Genomic DNA, 18,810 nt, shown 5'->3' with positions numbered 1-18,810 from the left:
ATGAAAAATGTTATTAAGGATTTAAGGGGTTTCTTCTTCTATTTTGGCTACTGGCTATTGATGAGCTTCTTAGATCGATTGATATTCCTAATTTCGTTTTACGATAAAGTCAATTTTTCCAACTTTAAGGATGTATTGAGGATTTACTACCACGGATTGCCACTTGACTTTTCCGTGGTCTCTTATATATGTGCCCTTCCTTTTCTGGGCTACCTCGTTCTGAACCATTATTCTAACGAGATCCTTAAGCGAAAACTGCTCAATGCCTATACTTTTCTGATACTTATCCTATTTCAGATTGTCACTTTTGCCAATGTCAATATTTATAGGGAATGGGGGGATAAAATTTCAAAACGCGCCATTGATGCCATCGCTGAAGATGCTGCCGGAGCAGCGGCCTCAGCTGAATCGACCCCAATCTTGATTCCTGTCCTGGGCATCGTCCTGTTGACTTCTGGAGGATATTGGTTATTTCTAAGGCTATTTAGAGAAGTGAGGTTCCCTAAGAAATTAGCATGGTGGAAATTGGGGATACAGTTCTTCATTGGTGGACTTATTCTCTTCGGATTTATCCGTGGTGGATTTGGAAGGGCCCCTTTGAATCCTAGTAAAGCCTATTTTTCAGCCAATACCTTTTATAATCATGCAGCGGTCAATACCCATTACGCCCTGTTGCGCGAGTATTTTACGAGAAACCAGCGCATGCGCTCTCCATATAAATACTTTTCCTCCGACGAAGAGGCCAAAACAGTATTGAAACCTGCTTTCACAGAAATACCGGACTCCACCTTCAATATCCTGAATGCCAAAAAGCCTAATGTCGTGGTTATTGTTCTGGAAAGTTTCGTTGCTGATCTGATACATTCCATGGGCGGAGAGAAGGGAATAACACCGCATTTTGAAGAATTGATCGCACAAGGTCTGTTTTTTGACCAGATTTATGCAGCGTCTGATCGTTCTGATAAAGGCATCGTCGGTATTTTCAGCGGATTTCCTGCACAAGGTCCTGAAAGCATCATAAAATATATCGATAAACATGAAAATATGCCTGCAATAGGGCAGGAGTTCCATGATGCTGGGTATAAAACCTCATTCTATCATGGTGGGCAGAGTGAATTTTACAACTTTAAGTCTTATATGTTGTCCCATGGTATTGAAAAAGTAGTTGATATCATGAACTTCAACCCGCTGTTGCCGCGAACCTCTTGGGGAGTGTATGATCATGTCGTGTTTGAAAGAATGATCGAGGACTTGGATGAAGAAGATCAACCCTTCTTTTCCAGTATTTTTACCTTGGTCAATCATGAACCTTTTGAACTTTACGATGGCTATAAATTTGGTAAGGACAATAATGTAAACAAGTTCAAGAGTACGGCATTTTATACCGATCAGGCAGTCCATGAATTCTTGGAGCAGGCAAAAACCAAAGATTGGTATAAAAATACTTTGTTTGTGCTTGTGGCAGACCATGGTCACCGATTGCCTTCGGAGAAATGGGACATCACTATGCCCCAACGTTTTCATATTCCGCTTTTGTTCTTTGGTGAACCTATAAAAGCTGAATACAGAGGGAAAAAGATGAACATGATCGGAAATCAAACAGATCTTGCCAAATCCCTGTTAAATCAATTAAAACTACCTACTGATCGCTATCATTGGAGCCGTGATCTATTCAACCATAGCTTCCCTCAGGTCGCCTTCTATAATTCTAAGGATGCTTTTGGAGTAATAACCAAAGAGGAAGTGGTTTCATACGATCGTGTAGGGAATCGAGTGAACTTTAATGCCAACGAGCAGTACCCTAAGGAAAAAGCAGATAGCCTTATGAATATGGCAAAAGCTTATTACCAAGAGGTATATGAAGATTTTATGAAATATTAATATGATTAAGTTAAGAGGATGGTTTGGACCTTATTTGGCAATGGCAATTCGCCTTGGATTGATGCTATTGCTCTATGGAATCCTTAGGCTCGGGTTCTATGGATTCAATATGTCCCAATTTCCCCAGGTAACTTTTTCTGAACTGATGCTCATGATGGCCGGTGGAGTGAAGTTTGATATCGTAGCTTTGCTGTACATCAATATCCTATATATCCTGCTTGTTTCCTTTCCAGTTCCTTTTAAATATAACCCTGTTTTTTCCAAAATAAGCAAATGGGTCTTTGTCGTATCCAATAGTATTGGTATAGCCCTTAACCTCGTTGATTTCGCCTATTACCCTTTTACCTTAAAGCGAACTACCGGAACCGTGTTTGGGCAGTTTGCCAATGAAGAGAATCTTGGAAATTTGTTCTTGGACTTTGGTTTGGAATATTGGTACCTGCTACTGTTTTTTATCCTGATCGTATGGGGCTTGATTAAGCTCTATGACCTGATCCAAGTTGAAAAACCGGTGGCATTCAATTGGAAATTCTATTCCGTGCAGCTAGTACTTTTGTTGACCGTGGCTTTTCTCTTTGTTGGAGGTGTACGTGGTGGCTGGGCCCATAGCACTCGACCGATCACATTGAGCAATGCCGGAGATTATGTGAAATCCCCAGAGGAAATGAACATCGTGCTCAATACGCCCTTTTCGATCTTGAAGACCTTAAAGGCTGTAAGCCTCAAAGAAGAACATTTCTTTTCAGAACAAGAACTTAATGCCATGTACCCGGTTGTCCATCAACCTAAGGACTCTGCACAGTTTAAGAAATTGAACGTTGTCGTTTTGATAATGGAGAGTTTTGGTAAAGAGCATATTGGATTCTTTAACAAAGATCTGGACAATGGAACTTACAAAGGATATACTCCCTTCCTAGACTCCTTGATCCAGCAATCATATACTTTCACCAGATCGTATGCAAATGGCCGTAAATCCATCGATGCATTGCCCTCTGTGATTACAGGGATACCTTCGATTGGAGAACCCTTTGTACTTTCGATCTATTCAGGAAACAAAACAACAAGTTTGGCAAAGCTGCTTTCGGATGAAGGCTATGAAACTTCCTTTTTCCATGGAGCCCCGAATGGTAGCATGGGTTTTTCGGCCTATATGCAGTTAGCGGGAATCAAGCATTATTATGGTAAAAATGAATACAATAATGATGCTGATTTTGACGGTATCTGGGGAATCTGGGATGAGCCCTTTATGCAATACATGGCAAAAGAAATGGATCAAATGCAAGAACCTTTTTTCAGTAGCTTTTTTTCCTTGTCTTCACACCATCCTTTCAAGGTTCCAGAGAAATATGCCGGTAGGTTTCCGAAGGGAACCCTTCCGTTGCACGAGCCTTTAGGCTATGCTGACCATGCACTAAAGGAATTTTTCGAAACGGCTTCAAAAAGTTCCTGGTACAAGAATACCTTATTTGTGATCTGTGCCGACCATGCCAGTATGAGCCATTTTAAAGAGTACAATACCATGCCCAATTCCTTTGCCATCCCAATTGTGTTCTACTATCCTGGCGGGGATTTAAAAGGTGTTTCAGATAAGCTTGTTCAACAGATAGACATCATGCCTACGGTATTGAACTATTTGGAATATGATAAACCTTATTTCTCTTTTGGATTTGATGCTTTAGCTCCCGACCGAAATAACTTCGTGGTCAGCAATATTGGGAATATCTACAACTTTTTTATGGGTGATTATTTCATGACCTATGGAGATAAGGAAGTGAAGTCTGTCTATAACCTCAAAACCGATAAGCTATTAGAGCATGACCTGAAAGGAAAGGGACCTCAGGTTCAGGACTCCCTGATGAGACATCTGCAATCTTTTATGCAACAATACAACAATCGGATGATCCACAATAAATTAGTGGCCGATTAATTTACAATGGTTTTTCCAAATTTATATCGAAGGGTGAACATCTGCTGATTGTCCACTTTTCCAGGGGAGAAATGGAATGATGCGGTAAACTTTCCTTCTATTTTGTCTGATTTGAAGGGCATCCAACCTAAGTCTAAACGATCATAGGTCCTACGGTGGTAAAACGAGTCGCCATTAGGTAGGTTCAATGGTTCACCTAGGTACAATGTATTAGCAAGAAAGAACCTTTTATAGCCCAGATGTATATTGGAGATAAATCCATTTGCTTTTTGCATGTCATAGACCGATCTGACGCGATCGAATCCCATAGCTGCACCAGCATCAATGGTCAGTGAGTCAAAGACAGTCTTATGGCTTAGATCTACACCCAGCCTTAGCATTACTACCGCATTATCTTGTATATGTTCGTCGATGCTATCATTGCTAGTTAGCGCATTATGGTACATCATCCCATCATTGCGGATAAAGAAGTTTCCAATGCTATATTTTCCAGATATTCCAGCGACAAATTGTTCCCTATTCTGATAACCTTGTTTGCTCATCCAGTCAATGAAAACGGATTGTTGGAAATTGCCGTTCTTGTAATTGAAGTACATCCCTTCAATATTTGGTCGGTCATACATCAAGGTGTCAGCCAAAACCATGCGAGGAATGTCTTTCAAGCGTTCATACCTAGGCATAAACCCCAAAGCAAAATCAATTTTTTCCGTCTTGTAGTTATAGTATGCGATGGGGTTCCATCGACTTTTGTTTTCTGAATTGATTCCAAACTCCTGATTAAAATGCGCTCCGCCATAAAGCCTATGGTTCTTCTCTATCTCGAAGTATAGGTTAGGGGAGATGGTCGCTCCAAAGAAGGTTTTTGGGATGGTATATTGGGCTCCATACTCCCTGTTGTCTGCATATCCGAAAAAATCTATCCCAAGGCCTATCTTTTGTGCAAATGTGCTGAAGCTTATCAATAAAAGTAAAGCTGTTAGGACTGGTCTTGACATGGATAATAGGTAATGCTGCATAAAATAATTTGGAGCTCAACTTATAAAGAATCTCTCAAAAATACAAAAGGTCGCTTAATTATTTTAAGCGACCTTTTGAGAATTATGTGTTTTGGAATTAAACTTCCAATAATAATCTAGCTGGATCTTCAAGTAATTGCTTAACGCGTACCAAGAAGCTCACTGATTCACGACCGTCGATAATACGGTGGTCATAAGAAAGAGCGATGTACATCATTGGACGGATAACCACTTGGCCATTTTCAGCGATTGGTCTTTGGATAATGTTGTGCATACCTAAGATTGCCGATTGAGGGGCATTGATAATAGGCGTAGACATCATTGAACCAAATACACCACCATTGGTAATGGTAAATGTACCACCAGTCATTTCATCGATCGTCAATTTGTTGTCGCGAGCTTTTGTAGCCAATTCAGCAATTGCTTTTTCGATTTGGTATAGGGCCATAGACTCTGCATTTCTGATTACTGGAACTACTAATCCTTTTGGAGCAGAAACTGCAATTGAAATGTCAGCAAAGTCAGAATATACAAGTTCATTCTCTTCGATACGAGCATTGACTGCAGGCCATTCTTTCAAGGCAGTAGTCACTGCTTTGGTGAAGAATGACATAAAGCCTAGACCGATACCATGTTTCTCTTTGAAAGTATCTTTGTACTTAGCACGAAGATCCATGATAGGTTGCATGTTTACTTCATTGAATGTAGTTAACATGGCTGTATCATTTTTAACAGCAACCAAACGCTTAGCGATTGTTTTACGCAATGAGCTCATTTTCTCACGACGTTCTACACGCTCACCTGCACTCACTGGAGCAGATGGAGTTACCGCTGCAGCAGGAGCCGCTGGTTTAGATTCCGCTTTCGCTGGAGCTGCTTGAGCTTTCTCAGCATCCTCTTTGGTGATTCTTCCGTCTTTACCTGTTCCTTTGATCGTAGATGGGTCGATTCCTTTTTCTCTTAAGATTTTAGCGGCAGCAGGTGATGCTGTGCCAGCAGCATAAGTTTCAGGACTTTCGTCAGCTTCAGCTTGAGCAGGTTTTGACTCCGCCTGTGCAGCTGGAGCTTCCTCTTTTTTCGCTGGAGCATCGCCAGATCCTGCAGGAGCGTCTCCGTCTTCAATGGTACATACTACCGCACCGATTTCCAGTGTATCACCTTCTTGTGCAATAATACGTAGGATACCAGCTTTTTCAGCAGGTAGTTCAAACGTTGCTTTATCAGATTCTAATTCGGCAATGTTCTCGTCCATTTCGACGTAATCACCATCTTGTTTTAGCCATTGGGCCAAGGTTACTTCGGTAATTGATTCACCAACCGAAGGGACTTTGATTTCTAAGCTCATATTTACTTCTTTTAAACCTCCATTAAATATACTATAATATTACAACGGACGGTTAAACATTTTGTTTATTCGAATGATTTATTAATTATTGCTTCTTGTTGCGCCACATGTTTTTTCATGTAACCTGTAGCAGGGCTTCCGCTCTCCGTACGTGCAATATAATCCGTGAAATCAAGGTCAGTCTTGCGGAATATACGGCAGTAATATGGCCATGCACCCATGTTTTCGTTTTCTTCCTGAACCCAGATGAATTCAGTCGCTTTCTTGTATTTCGCACGGATCGCCTTGAATTGATCTACCGGTGCAGGATACAATTGCTCAACCCTAACGATGGCTACATCGGTACGTTTGTCTGCTTGTTGTTTCTCCAATAAATCGTAGTAGATTTTTCCTGAACAGAATAATACACGTTTTACGGTCGTTGCTTTTGCGTAGCTATCATCGATTACTTCTTGGAAGTTCTCTTTGGTAAAGTTATCCAGTTTAGAAACCACTTTTGGATGGCGCAATAAACTTTTTGGCGTAAAGACTACCAATGGTTTACGGAAATCTCTTACCAATTGACGGCGCAATAAGTGGAAGTAGTTCGCTGGAGTGGTACAGTTTGCAATGATCAGGTTGTCGTTCGCACATAATTCCAAGAAACGTTCGATACGTCCCGAAGAGTGCTCTGGACCTTGACCTTCCATACCGTGAGGTAACATCATGACCAAACCGTTCGATCTTTTCCATTTGGTTTCAGCACTTGACAAATATTGGTCAACGATAATCTGAGCACCATTGTAGAAGTCACCAAACTGTGCTTCCCAAACTGTCAATGCTTGAGGATTCGCCAATGCATATCCATATTCAAAACCTAGGACTGCATACTCAGAAAGTAAGGAGTTATAGATGTTGAAACGCTCACCACCATTAACATTTGCCAATGGAATGTATTTCTCCTCCGAGTCTTCCAAAGTCAAAACTGCATGTCTGTGAGAGAATGTACCTCGTTGAACATCCTGTCCTGAAATACGAACGCGTTTGCCATCATCCAATAGGGTAGCATAAGCCATCAATTCACCCATCGCCCAATCGTAGTTGTCATTTTTAACCATGGCAGCACGATCTTCGAACAATTTTGAGATCTTACGGAAGAACTTCTTGTCTTTTGGTAGGGTCGTGATTTCCGTAGCCAATTTCAAGAATTCCTTTGCAGGAACCTTCGTGTCTACCTCTTCATAGTTATCAGCCTTTTTAGCGGCATGTAAACCTTTCCACGCTCCACCGAACATTGGAACTTCTTCATCCAATTTATCCGTTTTCTTGGCGATGTCCAATTGCTCTTGAAGATAATCCTTAAATTCCTTCTCTGTGTTTTTCACATAGGTCTGGTCAATGGATTTCTCATCCACCAATTTCTTGGCATATACATCTTTTGGATTCGGATGTTTTTCAATAGCCTTGTATAATAATGGTTGAGTAAACTTAGGTTCATCAGCCTCGTTATGCCCGTAACGACGGTAACATAATAGGTCGATATAAACATCAGTTTTATATTTCTGACGGTATTCTACCGCTAAATTAATCGCATAAACTACTGCTTCAGCATCATCTCCATTGACATGGAAAACTGGTGAAGAAGAGATCTTGGCAACGTCCGTACAGTAAGTTCCTGAACGGGCATCTTTATAGTTGGTCGTAAAACCAACTTGGTTGTTGATGACAATGTGAATGGTACCACCAGTACGGTATCCTTCAAGTTTTGACATCTGAGTTACCTCATATACCACACCTTGACCTGCAATTGCCGCATCTCCATGAATCAATATCGGCGCAATCTTCGATGAATCGCCATTGTATTTCATGTCGATTTTAGAGCGCGTGATACCTTCAACGATAGGATCTACAGTTTCTAGGTGCGAAGGGTTTGGAGCCAGAGATAGGTGGATAGATTTACCGTCTTCTGTAGTCACGTCCGATGAATACCCTAAGTGGTATTTTACGTCACCACCAAATTGTAATTCCGGATCCTCTTCGGCATACATTTTACCTTCGAATTCAGAGAAGATAGTTTTGTAAGGTTTACCCATGATGTTTGCCAATACGTTCAAACGACCACGGTGAGCCATACCGATCATAAATTCTTGGATTCCTAAACTAGCACCTTTTTCAATGATGGAATCCAATGCTGGAATTAAGCTTTCAGCACCCTCAAGGGAGAAACGTTTTTGTCCCAAGAATTTGGTTCCCAAGAAACTTTCGAAGATCACCGCACGGTTCAGTTTCCTGAAAATGCGTTTCTTCTGATCTACATCGTAGTGAGGTTGGTTTCTGTCCGCTTCCATATGGTCTTGCAACCATTTGATTTTCTCAGGATTACGGATGTATTTGAATTCAGCACCAATAGAACGACAGTAAGTGTCTTCAATCAGCTGACGGATATCTCTTAATTTGGCAGGGCCTAAACCAACTTCCACACCAGCATTGAAAACCGTGTCCATATCAGATTCTGATAGGCCAAATGTCTCTAACTCTTTGCCTGGGTAGTATTTGCGACGCTCGCGAACAGGGTTGGTTTGGGTAAATAGGTGACCACGGTCTCTATAACCATGGATCATGTTTAGTACGTTGATTTCTTTTAATGCGTGATCAGATACACCTTCAACTGATTCAACCGAACCACCTTCTGATGTTTGACCAAAGTCAAATCCTTCAAAAAACTTTTGCCAACCAAAATCTACTGAATTTGGGTCAGCTTTGTATGCTTGATATAAACCGTCGATGTAACTCGAATCAGCATTACTCAAAAATGTCAATTTGTCCATGTGGATTGGGGTGATAAAATTTTGCCAAATTTATAAATAATAAACATACTTTTCCGCATTTAATCGATATAAAATACAATGTTTTAGCATGTTTTTTCGTGTATTCTGTTTAAGAAATAAATAATAGTCAATTTTTGATAAACTTTGGGTTTATTATTGTTTTCTCCATAATATTTTAACGTTGAGAAAATGAATTTGTTTATTTCGAAACATATAATTTCTTGGCAAGATCTTGCCAGTCAGCACAGCTGTTTTCCTTAGGACTGGTCCCCACAGAAGCCATGTGCGACCAAAAGCCATAGGTGGTTGCTGGCGCATAATCTAATAGGTGCTCCTCAAAAAAGCTAGCACCGGCAAGCCAGTTGGAGTCTAGCTCTTGGGTAAAATATTTGGAAATCAACCTTCGCTCCGCATAGGTGATGTTTCCTGTGCTCAATAGAGTTTGGATGCTATCATCAACTGTTTCCTGACCCGTATTGGCCGTTTTCCAGTTCAGGACCAATTCCTCATTGATGCTTTCTATATTATTTTGCTCTGTTTCCATTCCATTTAGCTTAAAAAATACATTGGGATATTTTTTGAGCATAAAGCGGAAATAGTCTCTCCACAATAGCATGGTCATCAGGCGATCGTATCTTTTTTTATTTTGGACCAACGCTGAATCCTGCATCTCATGGTACACGTAAATCGGCGATAGGGCTCCAATAGCGATATATGGGGAGATCAATGAGAAATTGTTCAGCCCTTCGTAATTGGGGTCCAAAAGGTTGTTAAGTTTTTCTATACCAAAATCTTCGCCCCCTTCAAAGCTTTTCCCAGCGAGGGGTTCTATTTCCTCTTCCGTATAGCCTAACTCCTTTAAGCTAGGGATATTCGTTTCTTCCAAGTGTTGCGGGCTAGGAATATTCTGAGGCGCTGCAAGGGGAAGGCGAACCGAACTTTCTCGTTCGATCTTTTTTCTGAAAATATTGAATTTATCAGGAATATCCTTGATTGGAAAGGGTAAGTCCTCTTTGTGAAAAAGGGTATGGCCGATAAAATGCCTCAGGTTGATTTTGTTCTCCCAAAGCTCGGCTTCCACGATCTCGGAAATCTGGGTCTCCCTCGAGGCTACCTCCCGATGGTGGAATACTTCTCCAACCTCATATTTAGCACATAAAACAGGAAGGATTTCCTCAGGTTTTCCAACAAATGTCATCAGGTCACTGCCCATTTTTTGGAGTTTCGCCTTTAATTTCGCAACCGATTCCAAAAGAAATTGTGCCCTTTTGATGCCGGTATTGTTTTGTTGGAATTTGTTTTTGTGGAAATAACGAGGATCGAAACAGTAAACGGGAATGATTAAGTCTGATTTGTTTATAGCTTCAATTAATACTTCATTGTCATGCAGTCTTAAATCATTCCTAAACCAAACAAGAACTACTCTTTTACTCATATTATACCCCGAAATGCGTTACTTAACAAATATAGTCTATTCTAAGTGACTGGGGGCATCCCCAACCCGAATTTTTACATGTCAAAGACAATGTGATTAATTGTTAAAATTTATTTGATTTGTAAAATTTTTAGAAACTTTAAACTTTCGCAGTTTAATTCTGTTAGCATTAAATAAATATTATAACAAATAAGAGGAGGGAAGATGGAAGTGTTATTATCAGGTTTGAATTCTTATTTGGGAAAACGAGCCATGAGTAACCTGAGCAGGGAGGATTTTAATGTACATGGGATTGTTAGGGACTTGGATTTGTTTAAATCCAGAGTGTTTGAGACATTGACGGCAACTCTTGATAAGGTCGATTTATTGCGGAGAGGCAGAGAATTTGAAGCCTTTAAAATCGAGTCTGGAGTGGGCCTTTCCATTTATATTACCCATGTTCCTACATTAGGTGAACTCGTTAACCTTAATTTAGAACTTATAACATTGAAAAACTTCATTGAACTGACCAAGTTAAATGGAGGTAAACGAATCGTCTACATAGCAAGGCTAATGGATAAGCCTTTTATTAAGGATATTGAAGCGCTCTTGAAAGCTTCCAATATCACTTATACCATCGTGCTCAAAAACTTGGCTATAGGGAAGGGCAGTGTCCTGGATAAATATATGCATCTCCTGATCAATGGACGTTATCTGCCCTATGATAATGCCATTGCCAAAGTTAAGTTCAATCCTATCTCATCACTGGACCTCTTACGCTGGGTCTATAATGTTGATTGGGACAAATGTTTCCTGAATGAAACCATTGAGATTGGAGGGCCAAGAACCATCACCGTTCAAGAAATTTATCGCTTGTACAAGAAAACTTTGTACCCTAATGCCGAAGTGAAAAGCATATTGGTCCCACATTTTATTATGAGTTTGGTTTTCAAAAAAGCCTACCATATCCATAAAGAGGACCTTATTGAATTCAAGCGCCTCATGGAGCGTGAATACCCTATTGACAATACATCTTGGAAAAACAAAATCTTATTCTCCTTTACCCCGCTAGATCAGGTCATCAAGCTCGACCAATAAATTCTTAAACCTTCTTATATTCCCGCTATTAGCTTACATTTGTAGCTAAGCGAGCTATTAAATATGGGATACAAAAGTTTACAAGAATGTGTTGCCGACCTAGAAAAACATGGTCATCTTATCCGAATCAAAGAAGAAGTCGATCCTTACCTGGAAATGGCCTCTATTCAGATGCGGGTATATGATGCCCAGGGTCCGGCCTTATATTTTGAGAATGTCAAAGGATCAAAATTTCCGGCAGTATCAAACCTCTTTGGAACCCTTGAGCGATCGAAATTCATGTTCCGGGACACCTTGGATCACGTCAAGAAATTGGTTGACGTCAAAATGAACCCGATGTCCGTTTTGAAAAAACCATTTTCCTATGCGGGCTCTTCCATGGTGGCCTTGGGTGCTTTGCCTTGGAAAAAGAAATCTGCAGCTCCCATTTTGTATGGGCAAACCAAGATCTCCGAACTTCCTCAGATCGTAAACTGGCCTATGGATGGTGGCCCTTTTGTGACCATGCCGCAGGTATATACAGAAGATATCAGCAAACCGGGCATCATGAATGCCAACCTTGGTATGTATCGGATACAGCTAGGGGGCAATGAATATGTCCAAGATCAAGAGATCGGTTTGCACTACCAGTTGCATCGTGGTATAGGTATACATCAGACCAAAGCAAATGCCTTAGGGAAACCGCTGAAGGTCAGTGTTTTCGTCGGTGGTCCGCCTTCACATCCGCTTTCGGCTGTGATGCCTCTTCCAGAGGGGCTCTCCGAAATGATCTTTGCTGGCGCCCTAGGGAACCGTCGCTTCCGTTATTTCTATGATGAGGAAGGCTTCTGTATCTCTGCAGATGCTGATTTTGTCATTACAGGTACCGTTTATCCAAATGACAACAAACCTGAAGGCCCATTCGGGGACCATATCGGTTATTATTCATTGGTACACCCTTTCCCATTGATGAAGGTACATAAGGTTTACCATAGAAAGGACCCCATCTGGTCCTTTACCGTCGTGGGTAGGCCTCCACAAGAAGATACCAGCTTTGGTGCATTGATCCATGAAATTACTGGTAATGCGATCCCTCAGCAGATCGGCGGTCTACATGCTGTACATGCCGTTGATCCAGCTGGAGTGCATCCCCTGTTGTTTGCCATAGGTAGCGAACGATATACGCCATATCAAAAGGTCGATAGACCTCAGGAAGTATTGACCATTGCAAACCAGATTTTAGGTACCAACCAACTCAGTCTTGCGAAATATCTATTTATTTCAGCCTTTGAGGATAACCCTCAATTGGATATCCATAGTATCAAGGATTTCTTTACCCATATCTTCGAAAGGATTGACCTTAGCAGGGATCTGCACTTCCAAACCAACACGACAATCGATACCCTGGATTATACAGGGGATGGATTGAATGCAGGATCAAAGGTCACTTTTGCAGCTGTAGGGGAAGTAAAAAGACAATTGATTAGCGAATATCCTGTGGGATTAGATTTACCAAGACCTTTCAACCATGGAAAAGTGGCCTTACCTGGGATCATCGTACTAGATGGTCAAGCCTTTACGAGCTATGAAGAAGAAGCCAAGCTGCTGGGAGAATGGTGCGCGGCAGCAAAGGATAGAAATTGGGAAGGCATACAGCTTATCGTATTAGCAGATGATGCAGCCTTTACCGCAGAAAATGAAAACAATTTTGTGTGGGTGACCTTTACAAAGTCCAATCCTGCCTTTGATATTTATGGTATCGATAGTTTCACGAGCCATAAACACTGGGGCTGCCATGGTCCTGTGATCATCGATGCGAGAAGTAAACCTCATCATGCTCCTGATCTGATCAAAGATCCGGCAGTGGAGAAGCGAGTTGATCAACTTGCCGCTAAAGGTGGATCCCTGCACGGTATATATTAGAACAAATTCCAAAAAATAATAGACGAGGTTGCCTTTTTTGGCAACCTCGTTTTGTATGCCATGCTCAGTCATTATTCTGGCCATCCCTAAAAATTTACAATCTTTTTTTTCCTCCATTTAAACTTGGTCTCATTCGGGACACATTCCGAATTTTCCGAATGTGTCCCGAATGAGACTAAAGGAATTCTCGAAGCCGGTTGGTAGGGACGCTCGAATGAATTGTTAAAATAATTTGAGCCAATAATCCAGCATGGTTAAAATTTTTACCCTGATGTGTTTTTTAATAAAAACCAATAATAGGTATGAATAAATCAACAAAACTTTAAAATATTTATTAAATATTCAATAAAAATTAAAAAAGATTATGAAAATTGTTTTTTAATACTTTACTTTGTGTCATTAATTCATGAAAACAAGTAAATAATTAACAAAACAACAATCGTATGTGCGGAATTGTCGGAGCATTTGAATTGAAACAACCCCTAGAGTCCTTAAGGCCGCAGGTCTTGGAAATGTCGAAAAGAATTCGTCATAGAGGACCAGATTGGTCGGGGATCTATAGCTCATCGAAAGCATTGTTAGCTCATGAGCGTTTGGCCATTGTTGACCCTAAATCCGGAAGTCAACCTTTATACAGTCCTGATGGACAGGTAGTCCTTGCTGTAAATGGTGAAATCTACAATCATAAGGAGTTACGAAATTCTCTGCCAAATTATCAATTCTCGACTTTGTCCGATTCCGAGGTTGTTTTGGCTCTTTACTTGGAAAAAGGACCTGCTTTTGTTGAGGAACTTAACGGGATCTTTGGATTTGCCCTATATGATTCTCGCGAAGATTCATTCTTTATTGCTAGGGACCACATGGGTATTATCCCGCTATACTATGGGAAAGATCAGTACGGACAGTTGTTTGTCGCATCAGAACTAAAATCCTTGGAAGGTTTCTGTACAGAGATCGAACAGTTTCCTCCGGGGCATTATTTATATAGTAAAGAAGGTTTGGAGCCTAAGCGTTGGTATAAAAGGGATTGGGAGTCTTACGAGACTGTACAGGACAATGAAACGGATATCGCCAAATTGAGAAAAGGTTTGGAAGATGCGGTCCATCATCAATTGATGTCCGATGTTCCATATGGCGTATTGCTGTCTGGTGGATTAGATTCCTCGGTCATCGCTGCCATAACCAAAAAGTTTGCTTCCAGAAGGATTGAGAGCAATGATGAGGAAGAAGCTTGGTACCCACAGTTGCATTCATTTGCGGTAGGCCTTCAGGGTTCACCGGATCTAATTGCCGCTCAAAAGGCTGCAGATCATATTGGTACCATCCATCATGAGGTAAACTTTACCATACAGGAGGGTCTTGATGCAATCAGGGATGTGATCTACCATCTGGAGACCTATGATGTGACGACCATCCGTGCTTCAACACCTATGTATCTATTGGCTAGGGTAATCAAATCAATGGGAATAAAGATGGTGCTTTCAGGAGAAGGGTCGGATGAATTATTTGGTGGTTATCTGTATTTCCATAAAGCCCCAAATGCAAAAGAATTCCATGAGGAAACTGTGAGAAAGCTGAAAAAGCTCTATCTATATGATTGCTTGAGGGCGAATAAATCATTAGCTGCTTGGGGAGTCGAAGGAAGGGTTCCGTTTTTGGACAAAGAGTTTATGGATATTGCCATGAGCATCAACCCTGAAGATAAGATGATCAGGGATGGCAGAATGGAAAAGTGGGTGGTCAGGAAGGCCTTTGAAGATTATTTGCCAGAGTCGATTGCTTGGAGACAAAAGGAGCAATTCTCGGATGGGGTAGGATATTCTTGGATCGATACCTTAAAGGCGCAAGCGGAAGAAAAAGTTTCAGATACAGAATTCGAAGCAGCGGCGCATCGGTTTCCGATCAATACGCCAAAGAACAAGGAGGAGTATCTGTACAGAAGTATCTTTGAAACACATTTCCCTTCGGATGCTGCCGCGAAAACAGTTCCTTCAGTGAAGTCTGTTGCATGCAGTACGCCTGAAGCATTGGCTTGGGATGCTTCCTTCCAGAACCTAAACGATCCTTCGGGTAGGGCGGTTGCCAATGTGCATAATGAAAGTTATGGAAAAAAGGCACAAGAAGAATTACTGACATAGTTTAAATCATATCATATCAACTTGTATTAATGCCGGGCTGTAATTATTTACGGCCTGGTTTTTTTGTCTAATATGATTCCGAGGGTAATAAAATATTGGGCGAGGATATAGCTGGACATAATGTATAGACCAGAATTGGCCAGGTAGGCCACAAACTTATTAATTGCTAAAATAGAATCTGAAAAGATAAATAAAAGGGCGCCGACCAAAGAGATGATAAAACTTAAGGAATTGGTCTGATACCTCCTGGTATAGGCAAAAAAGGCCATAGCTGCAATGACGAGAATGTATAGGATCACTGGAACCTTTAATGGTCCTAAACTAGGCTGGAGAATGCCATAGAGATAATAGGAATAGCTGGCCAATATTCCGGCGATGAGAATATAGCTTTTATGTTTGCTCAGGGCCTTGGCATTCGTCTGTTTGCTAAAGGCTATGACATAGAGGATGTGTCCGATCAGGAAAGAGGCCAATCCAGCCACAAACATGTCATGCAACATCAAGAATATATCGCCCAGACAGCCAAAAAATAGACCTACCGCGGTCAACTTTTCAATGTTCTTTTTTAAGCCGGTTTCCTTATAGAGGATAAAGATTAGGGAGAGGCAGATCAGTGGTTTTGTAAAGAACCTCAGATTGGGAAGGTTGGCATAAACGGCATATAAATGAAGCAGTGCAAGGAGCAAAAATGCGATATGTAATTTGTACTGCTTCATTTTATTGGATTTAGATATCCTTATTTTTCAGCTGTTTTTCTTTGTTCCGTTTTACCAAGATATAACTGATCCATAGGAGCAAGACCCAGATAGGGATAAGCTCCACAGAGATCTTTAATCCGGTAAACCACATCATCAACAATACGCCCAATAAGAACAATAAGCTGAAATAGTTGCTGATCGGGTACAGAATGGTTGGGAATTTAGTCTTGATCCCTTGTTTATCCTTCTGTTTCCTGAAAAACATGTGGGTCAGTGTAATCATGATCCAGTTGATGATCAAAGCGGATACCACTAGGGACATTAGGATTCCTAATGCCTCTTTTGGGATTACTTTATTGATCAAAACCGTAATGGCTACAATTCCAGCAGATACCAGGATCGCATTTACAGGTGAATGGTTTGAATTTAATTTCTTAAGGAACTTAGGTGCATTTCCCTGTTCCGCCAAGCCATAAAGCATTCTTGAATTACTATACACACAGCTGTTGTAAACAGATAGGGCAGCAGTAAGAACGATGATGTTCAGGGCATTTGCAATGATGCTCGTAAAGAAGAATGTCTTGCCGAACAGTTCAAATTGGAAGCCTTTTAAGGTTGCAAATACTTCAACGAAAGGACTTGTGTCGGCAGTAATGGTTCGCCAAGGCATTAGGGAAAATAGGATGAATAAGGCGCCCACATAGAATACCAAGATTCTCCATAAAACTTGATTGGTCGCTTTAGGGATATTTTTCTCTGGGTTTTCAGCTTCTGCAGCAGTGATCCCCACCAATTCCAGTCCTCCGAAGGAGAACATGATAATGACGAGCGCGGCGAGTAATCCCGAATATCCTATATCACCATTGCCGTTGAGCCAGCCATGGGGGAAGAATCCGCCATCATTATAGAGATTGGCTACGGTTGCTCTTTCGCCTCCATTCCCCGAAACTAAGAGATAGATCCCGAAGATGATCATCGCGATGATAGCCACGACCTTGATGATGGAAAACCAGAATTCGGTTTCTCCATATACCTTTACGGATGCGAGATTGATGACATTGATGACCAAAAAGAAGAATAGGGAAGAAGCCCAGAGCGGTATCTCAGGCCACCAGAACTGTACATATTTTCCGATTGCTGTCAATTCGGCCATACTGACCAAGATGTACAGTAGCCAATAGTTCCAGCCGGAAGCATAGCCTGCAAAGGGTCCCCAATATTTATTGGCAAAGGAGCTAAAGCTGCCCGAGATCGGTTCTTCAACGACCATTTCACCCAGTTGCCGCATGATGAAGAAGGCGACAAGCCCTGCGATGGCATATCCCAATATAACAGAAGGGCCGGCTAAAATTGCTGCCTGTCCAACCCCTAAAAATAAACCTGTACCGATGGCTCCACCTAAGGCAATTAACTGAATATGTCTATTGCTAAGGCCTCTTTTTAGTTCTTTTTCGTTGTTTTCTTGCACTCTGAAGAAGGTTAATTCCTGATTATGTTCCTAGTTAATATTCTCCATCGGCCTGAGGACCGATAAAAGGCACAAGATAAATTTTTCATTTTAATTTTTGTGCATCAAATAAAATAAAGAGTGTTTTAATCGGAATATTATGGAAAATAATTTTTTTTATGTTAAGTAGGATTAGGGCGGATGTGGGTTTTTTAGGGTGGGGAGGAATTGGAACCTAAGCTAGAATAAAATTAGGATTGCTGGGCAGTTCCTTAAATTTTGGAGAACCACACCTTGTCACCCTGATGCAGGAAGGGTCTCGGAATGCAGCAAACCAACCCTTAATAAAAAATGCATTGGCGTACAGTTCCTTGACCTTCGGTCAAGGATGACAGGGTCGGTGGGAGGAAAACCGTACAGATTCCTCACTGATCGTTCAGAATCAAAATGCGCTAAAGAGGGATTCAGAGTGAAACGAAGAATCAATTTTTTGTTTTTTTAGAATAGCTGTCATCGTGAGCACAGCGAACGAACTGTTTTCTTTAACAAGAACTATTGAAAAACATTTCACCCCCTCTGGGGGTTGGCCGATGCAAACATTCAATTTCTATAAAGATGTCACCCCCGCTGGGGGTTCTCAGAATTCCAACTTGAATATGGATGGTGTATCCTAAAAGTCTTTAAAAAAGAAAACCTTCAAGATTAAAAACATCTGGATTTTATTGGCGTATAGTCCCTTTAACCGAAGGTTAACCCCACACAGGCACCCTGATGCAGGAAGGGTCTCGGAATGCAGCAAACCAACCTTTAATAAAAAATGCATTGGCGTACAGTTCCTTGACCTTCGGTCAAGGATGACAGGGTCGGTGGGAGGAAAACCGTACAGATTCCTCACTGATCGTTCAGAATCAAAATGCGCTAAAGAGGGATTCAGAGTGAAACGAAGAATCTATTTTTTGTTTTTTAGGATAGCTGTCATCGTGAGCACAGCGAACGAACTGTTTTCTTTCTTTAACATGAACTATTGAAAAACATTTCACCCCGCTAGGGGTTAGCGGTTGCAAACATTCAATTTCTATAAAGATGTCACGCCCTCTGGGGGTTCTTACCCTAGATACAACGGGCTAACACAATTCA

General features: G+C 41.1%; 11 protein-coding genes. 5 read left to right on the top strand and 6 right to left on the bottom strand.

The features are described 5' to 3' along the window. Both NMK93_RS14215 and NMK93_RS14210 read left to right on the top strand, forming a co-directional pair. Positions 1 to 1,881 carry an LTA synthase family protein gene (locus tag NMK93_RS14215; RefSeq protein WP_254528008.1) on the top strand — a complete coding sequence of 627 codons (1,881 nt, stop codon included), beginning with the start codon at positions 1 to 3 and terminating at the stop codon, positions 1,879 to 1,881. A 1-nt stretch (position 1,882) separates the two neighbouring features. Further along, on the top strand, positions 1,883 to 3,808 hold the full coding sequence (locus tag NMK93_RS14210; RefSeq protein WP_254528007.1) for an LTA synthase family protein: 1,926 nt from the start codon (positions 1,883 to 1,885) through the stop codon (positions 3,806 to 3,808). On the opposite strand, the gene NMK93_RS14205 is transcribed toward NMK93_RS14210, so the two are convergent. From NMK93_RS14205 to NMK93_RS14190, 4 genes are all read right to left on the bottom strand, one after another. Further along, positions 3,805 to 4,824, bottom strand: a complete 1,020-nt coding sequence (locus NMK93_RS14205) for a hypothetical protein (RefSeq protein ID WP_254528006.1) — start codon at positions 4,822 to 4,824, stop codon at positions 3,805 to 3,807. The genes NMK93_RS14210 and NMK93_RS14205 overlap by 4 nt on opposite strands. A gap of 97 nt (positions 4,825 to 4,921) precedes the next feature. After that, positions 4,922 to 6,169: a 2-oxoglutarate dehydrogenase complex dihydrolipoyllysine-residue succinyltransferase gene (odhB, locus tag NMK93_RS14200; RefSeq protein WP_185214184.1), complete on the bottom strand. Its 1,248-nt coding sequence runs from the start codon at positions 6,167 to 6,169 to the stop codon at positions 4,922 to 4,924. Between the two features lie 65 nt (positions 6,170 to 6,234). After that, positions 6,235 to 8,976 (bottom strand): 2-oxoglutarate dehydrogenase E1 component, encoded by a 2,742-nt coding sequence (locus NMK93_RS14195; protein ID WP_185214185.1) that lies wholly within the window; start codon positions 8,974 to 8,976, stop codon positions 6,235 to 6,237. A gap of 199 nt (positions 8,977 to 9,175) precedes the next feature. Further along, entirely contained in the window at positions 9,176 to 10,411 is a 1,236-nt protein-coding gene (locus tag NMK93_RS14190) for a deoxyribodipyrimidine photo-lyase (protein WP_254528005.1), read from the bottom strand. A 204-nt stretch (positions 10,412 to 10,615) separates the two neighbouring features. On the opposite strand from NMK93_RS14190, the gene NMK93_RS14185 reads away from it, so the two are divergent. From NMK93_RS14185 to asnB, 3 genes are all read left to right on the top strand, one after another. Next, positions 10,616 to 11,488, top strand: a complete 873-nt coding sequence (locus NMK93_RS14185) for a hypothetical protein (RefSeq protein WP_185214187.1) — start codon at positions 10,616 to 10,618, stop codon at positions 11,486 to 11,488. A 63-nt stretch (positions 11,489 to 11,551) separates the two neighbouring features. After that, positions 11,552 to 13,390, top strand: a complete 1,839-nt coding sequence (locus NMK93_RS14180) for a UbiD family decarboxylase (protein WP_254528004.1) — start codon at positions 11,552 to 11,554, stop codon at positions 13,388 to 13,390. 443 nt (positions 13,391 to 13,833) lie between these two features. Further along, a complete protein-coding gene (asnB, locus tag NMK93_RS14175; RefSeq protein ID WP_254528003.1) occupies positions 13,834 to 15,528 on the top strand; it encodes an asparagine synthase B in 1,695 nt (564 codons plus the stop codon). Between the two features lie 47 nt (positions 15,529 to 15,575). Here asnB and NMK93_RS14170 read toward each other — a convergent pair whose 3' ends face one another. Next, complete coding sequence (locus NMK93_RS14170) at positions 15,576 to 16,244, bottom strand: lysoplasmalogenase (protein WP_185214190.1); 669 nt, start codon at positions 16,242 to 16,244, stop codon at positions 15,576 to 15,578. 10 nt (positions 16,245 to 16,254) lie between these two features. Next, on the bottom strand, positions 16,255 to 17,694 hold the full coding sequence (locus NMK93_RS14165; protein WP_185214191.1) for an amino acid permease: 1,440 nt from the start codon (positions 17,692 to 17,694) through the stop codon (positions 16,255 to 16,257). Positions 17,695 to 18,810 lie beyond the last annotated feature (1,116 nt).

Source organism: Sphingobacterium sp. LZ7M1 (assembly GCF_024296865.1).
GTDB lineage: Bacteria > Bacteroidota > Bacteroidia > Sphingobacteriales > Sphingobacteriaceae > Sphingobacterium.
Note: the sequence above shows the minus strand (reverse complement) of the source record. Positions and strands in the feature narration are given on the sequence as shown.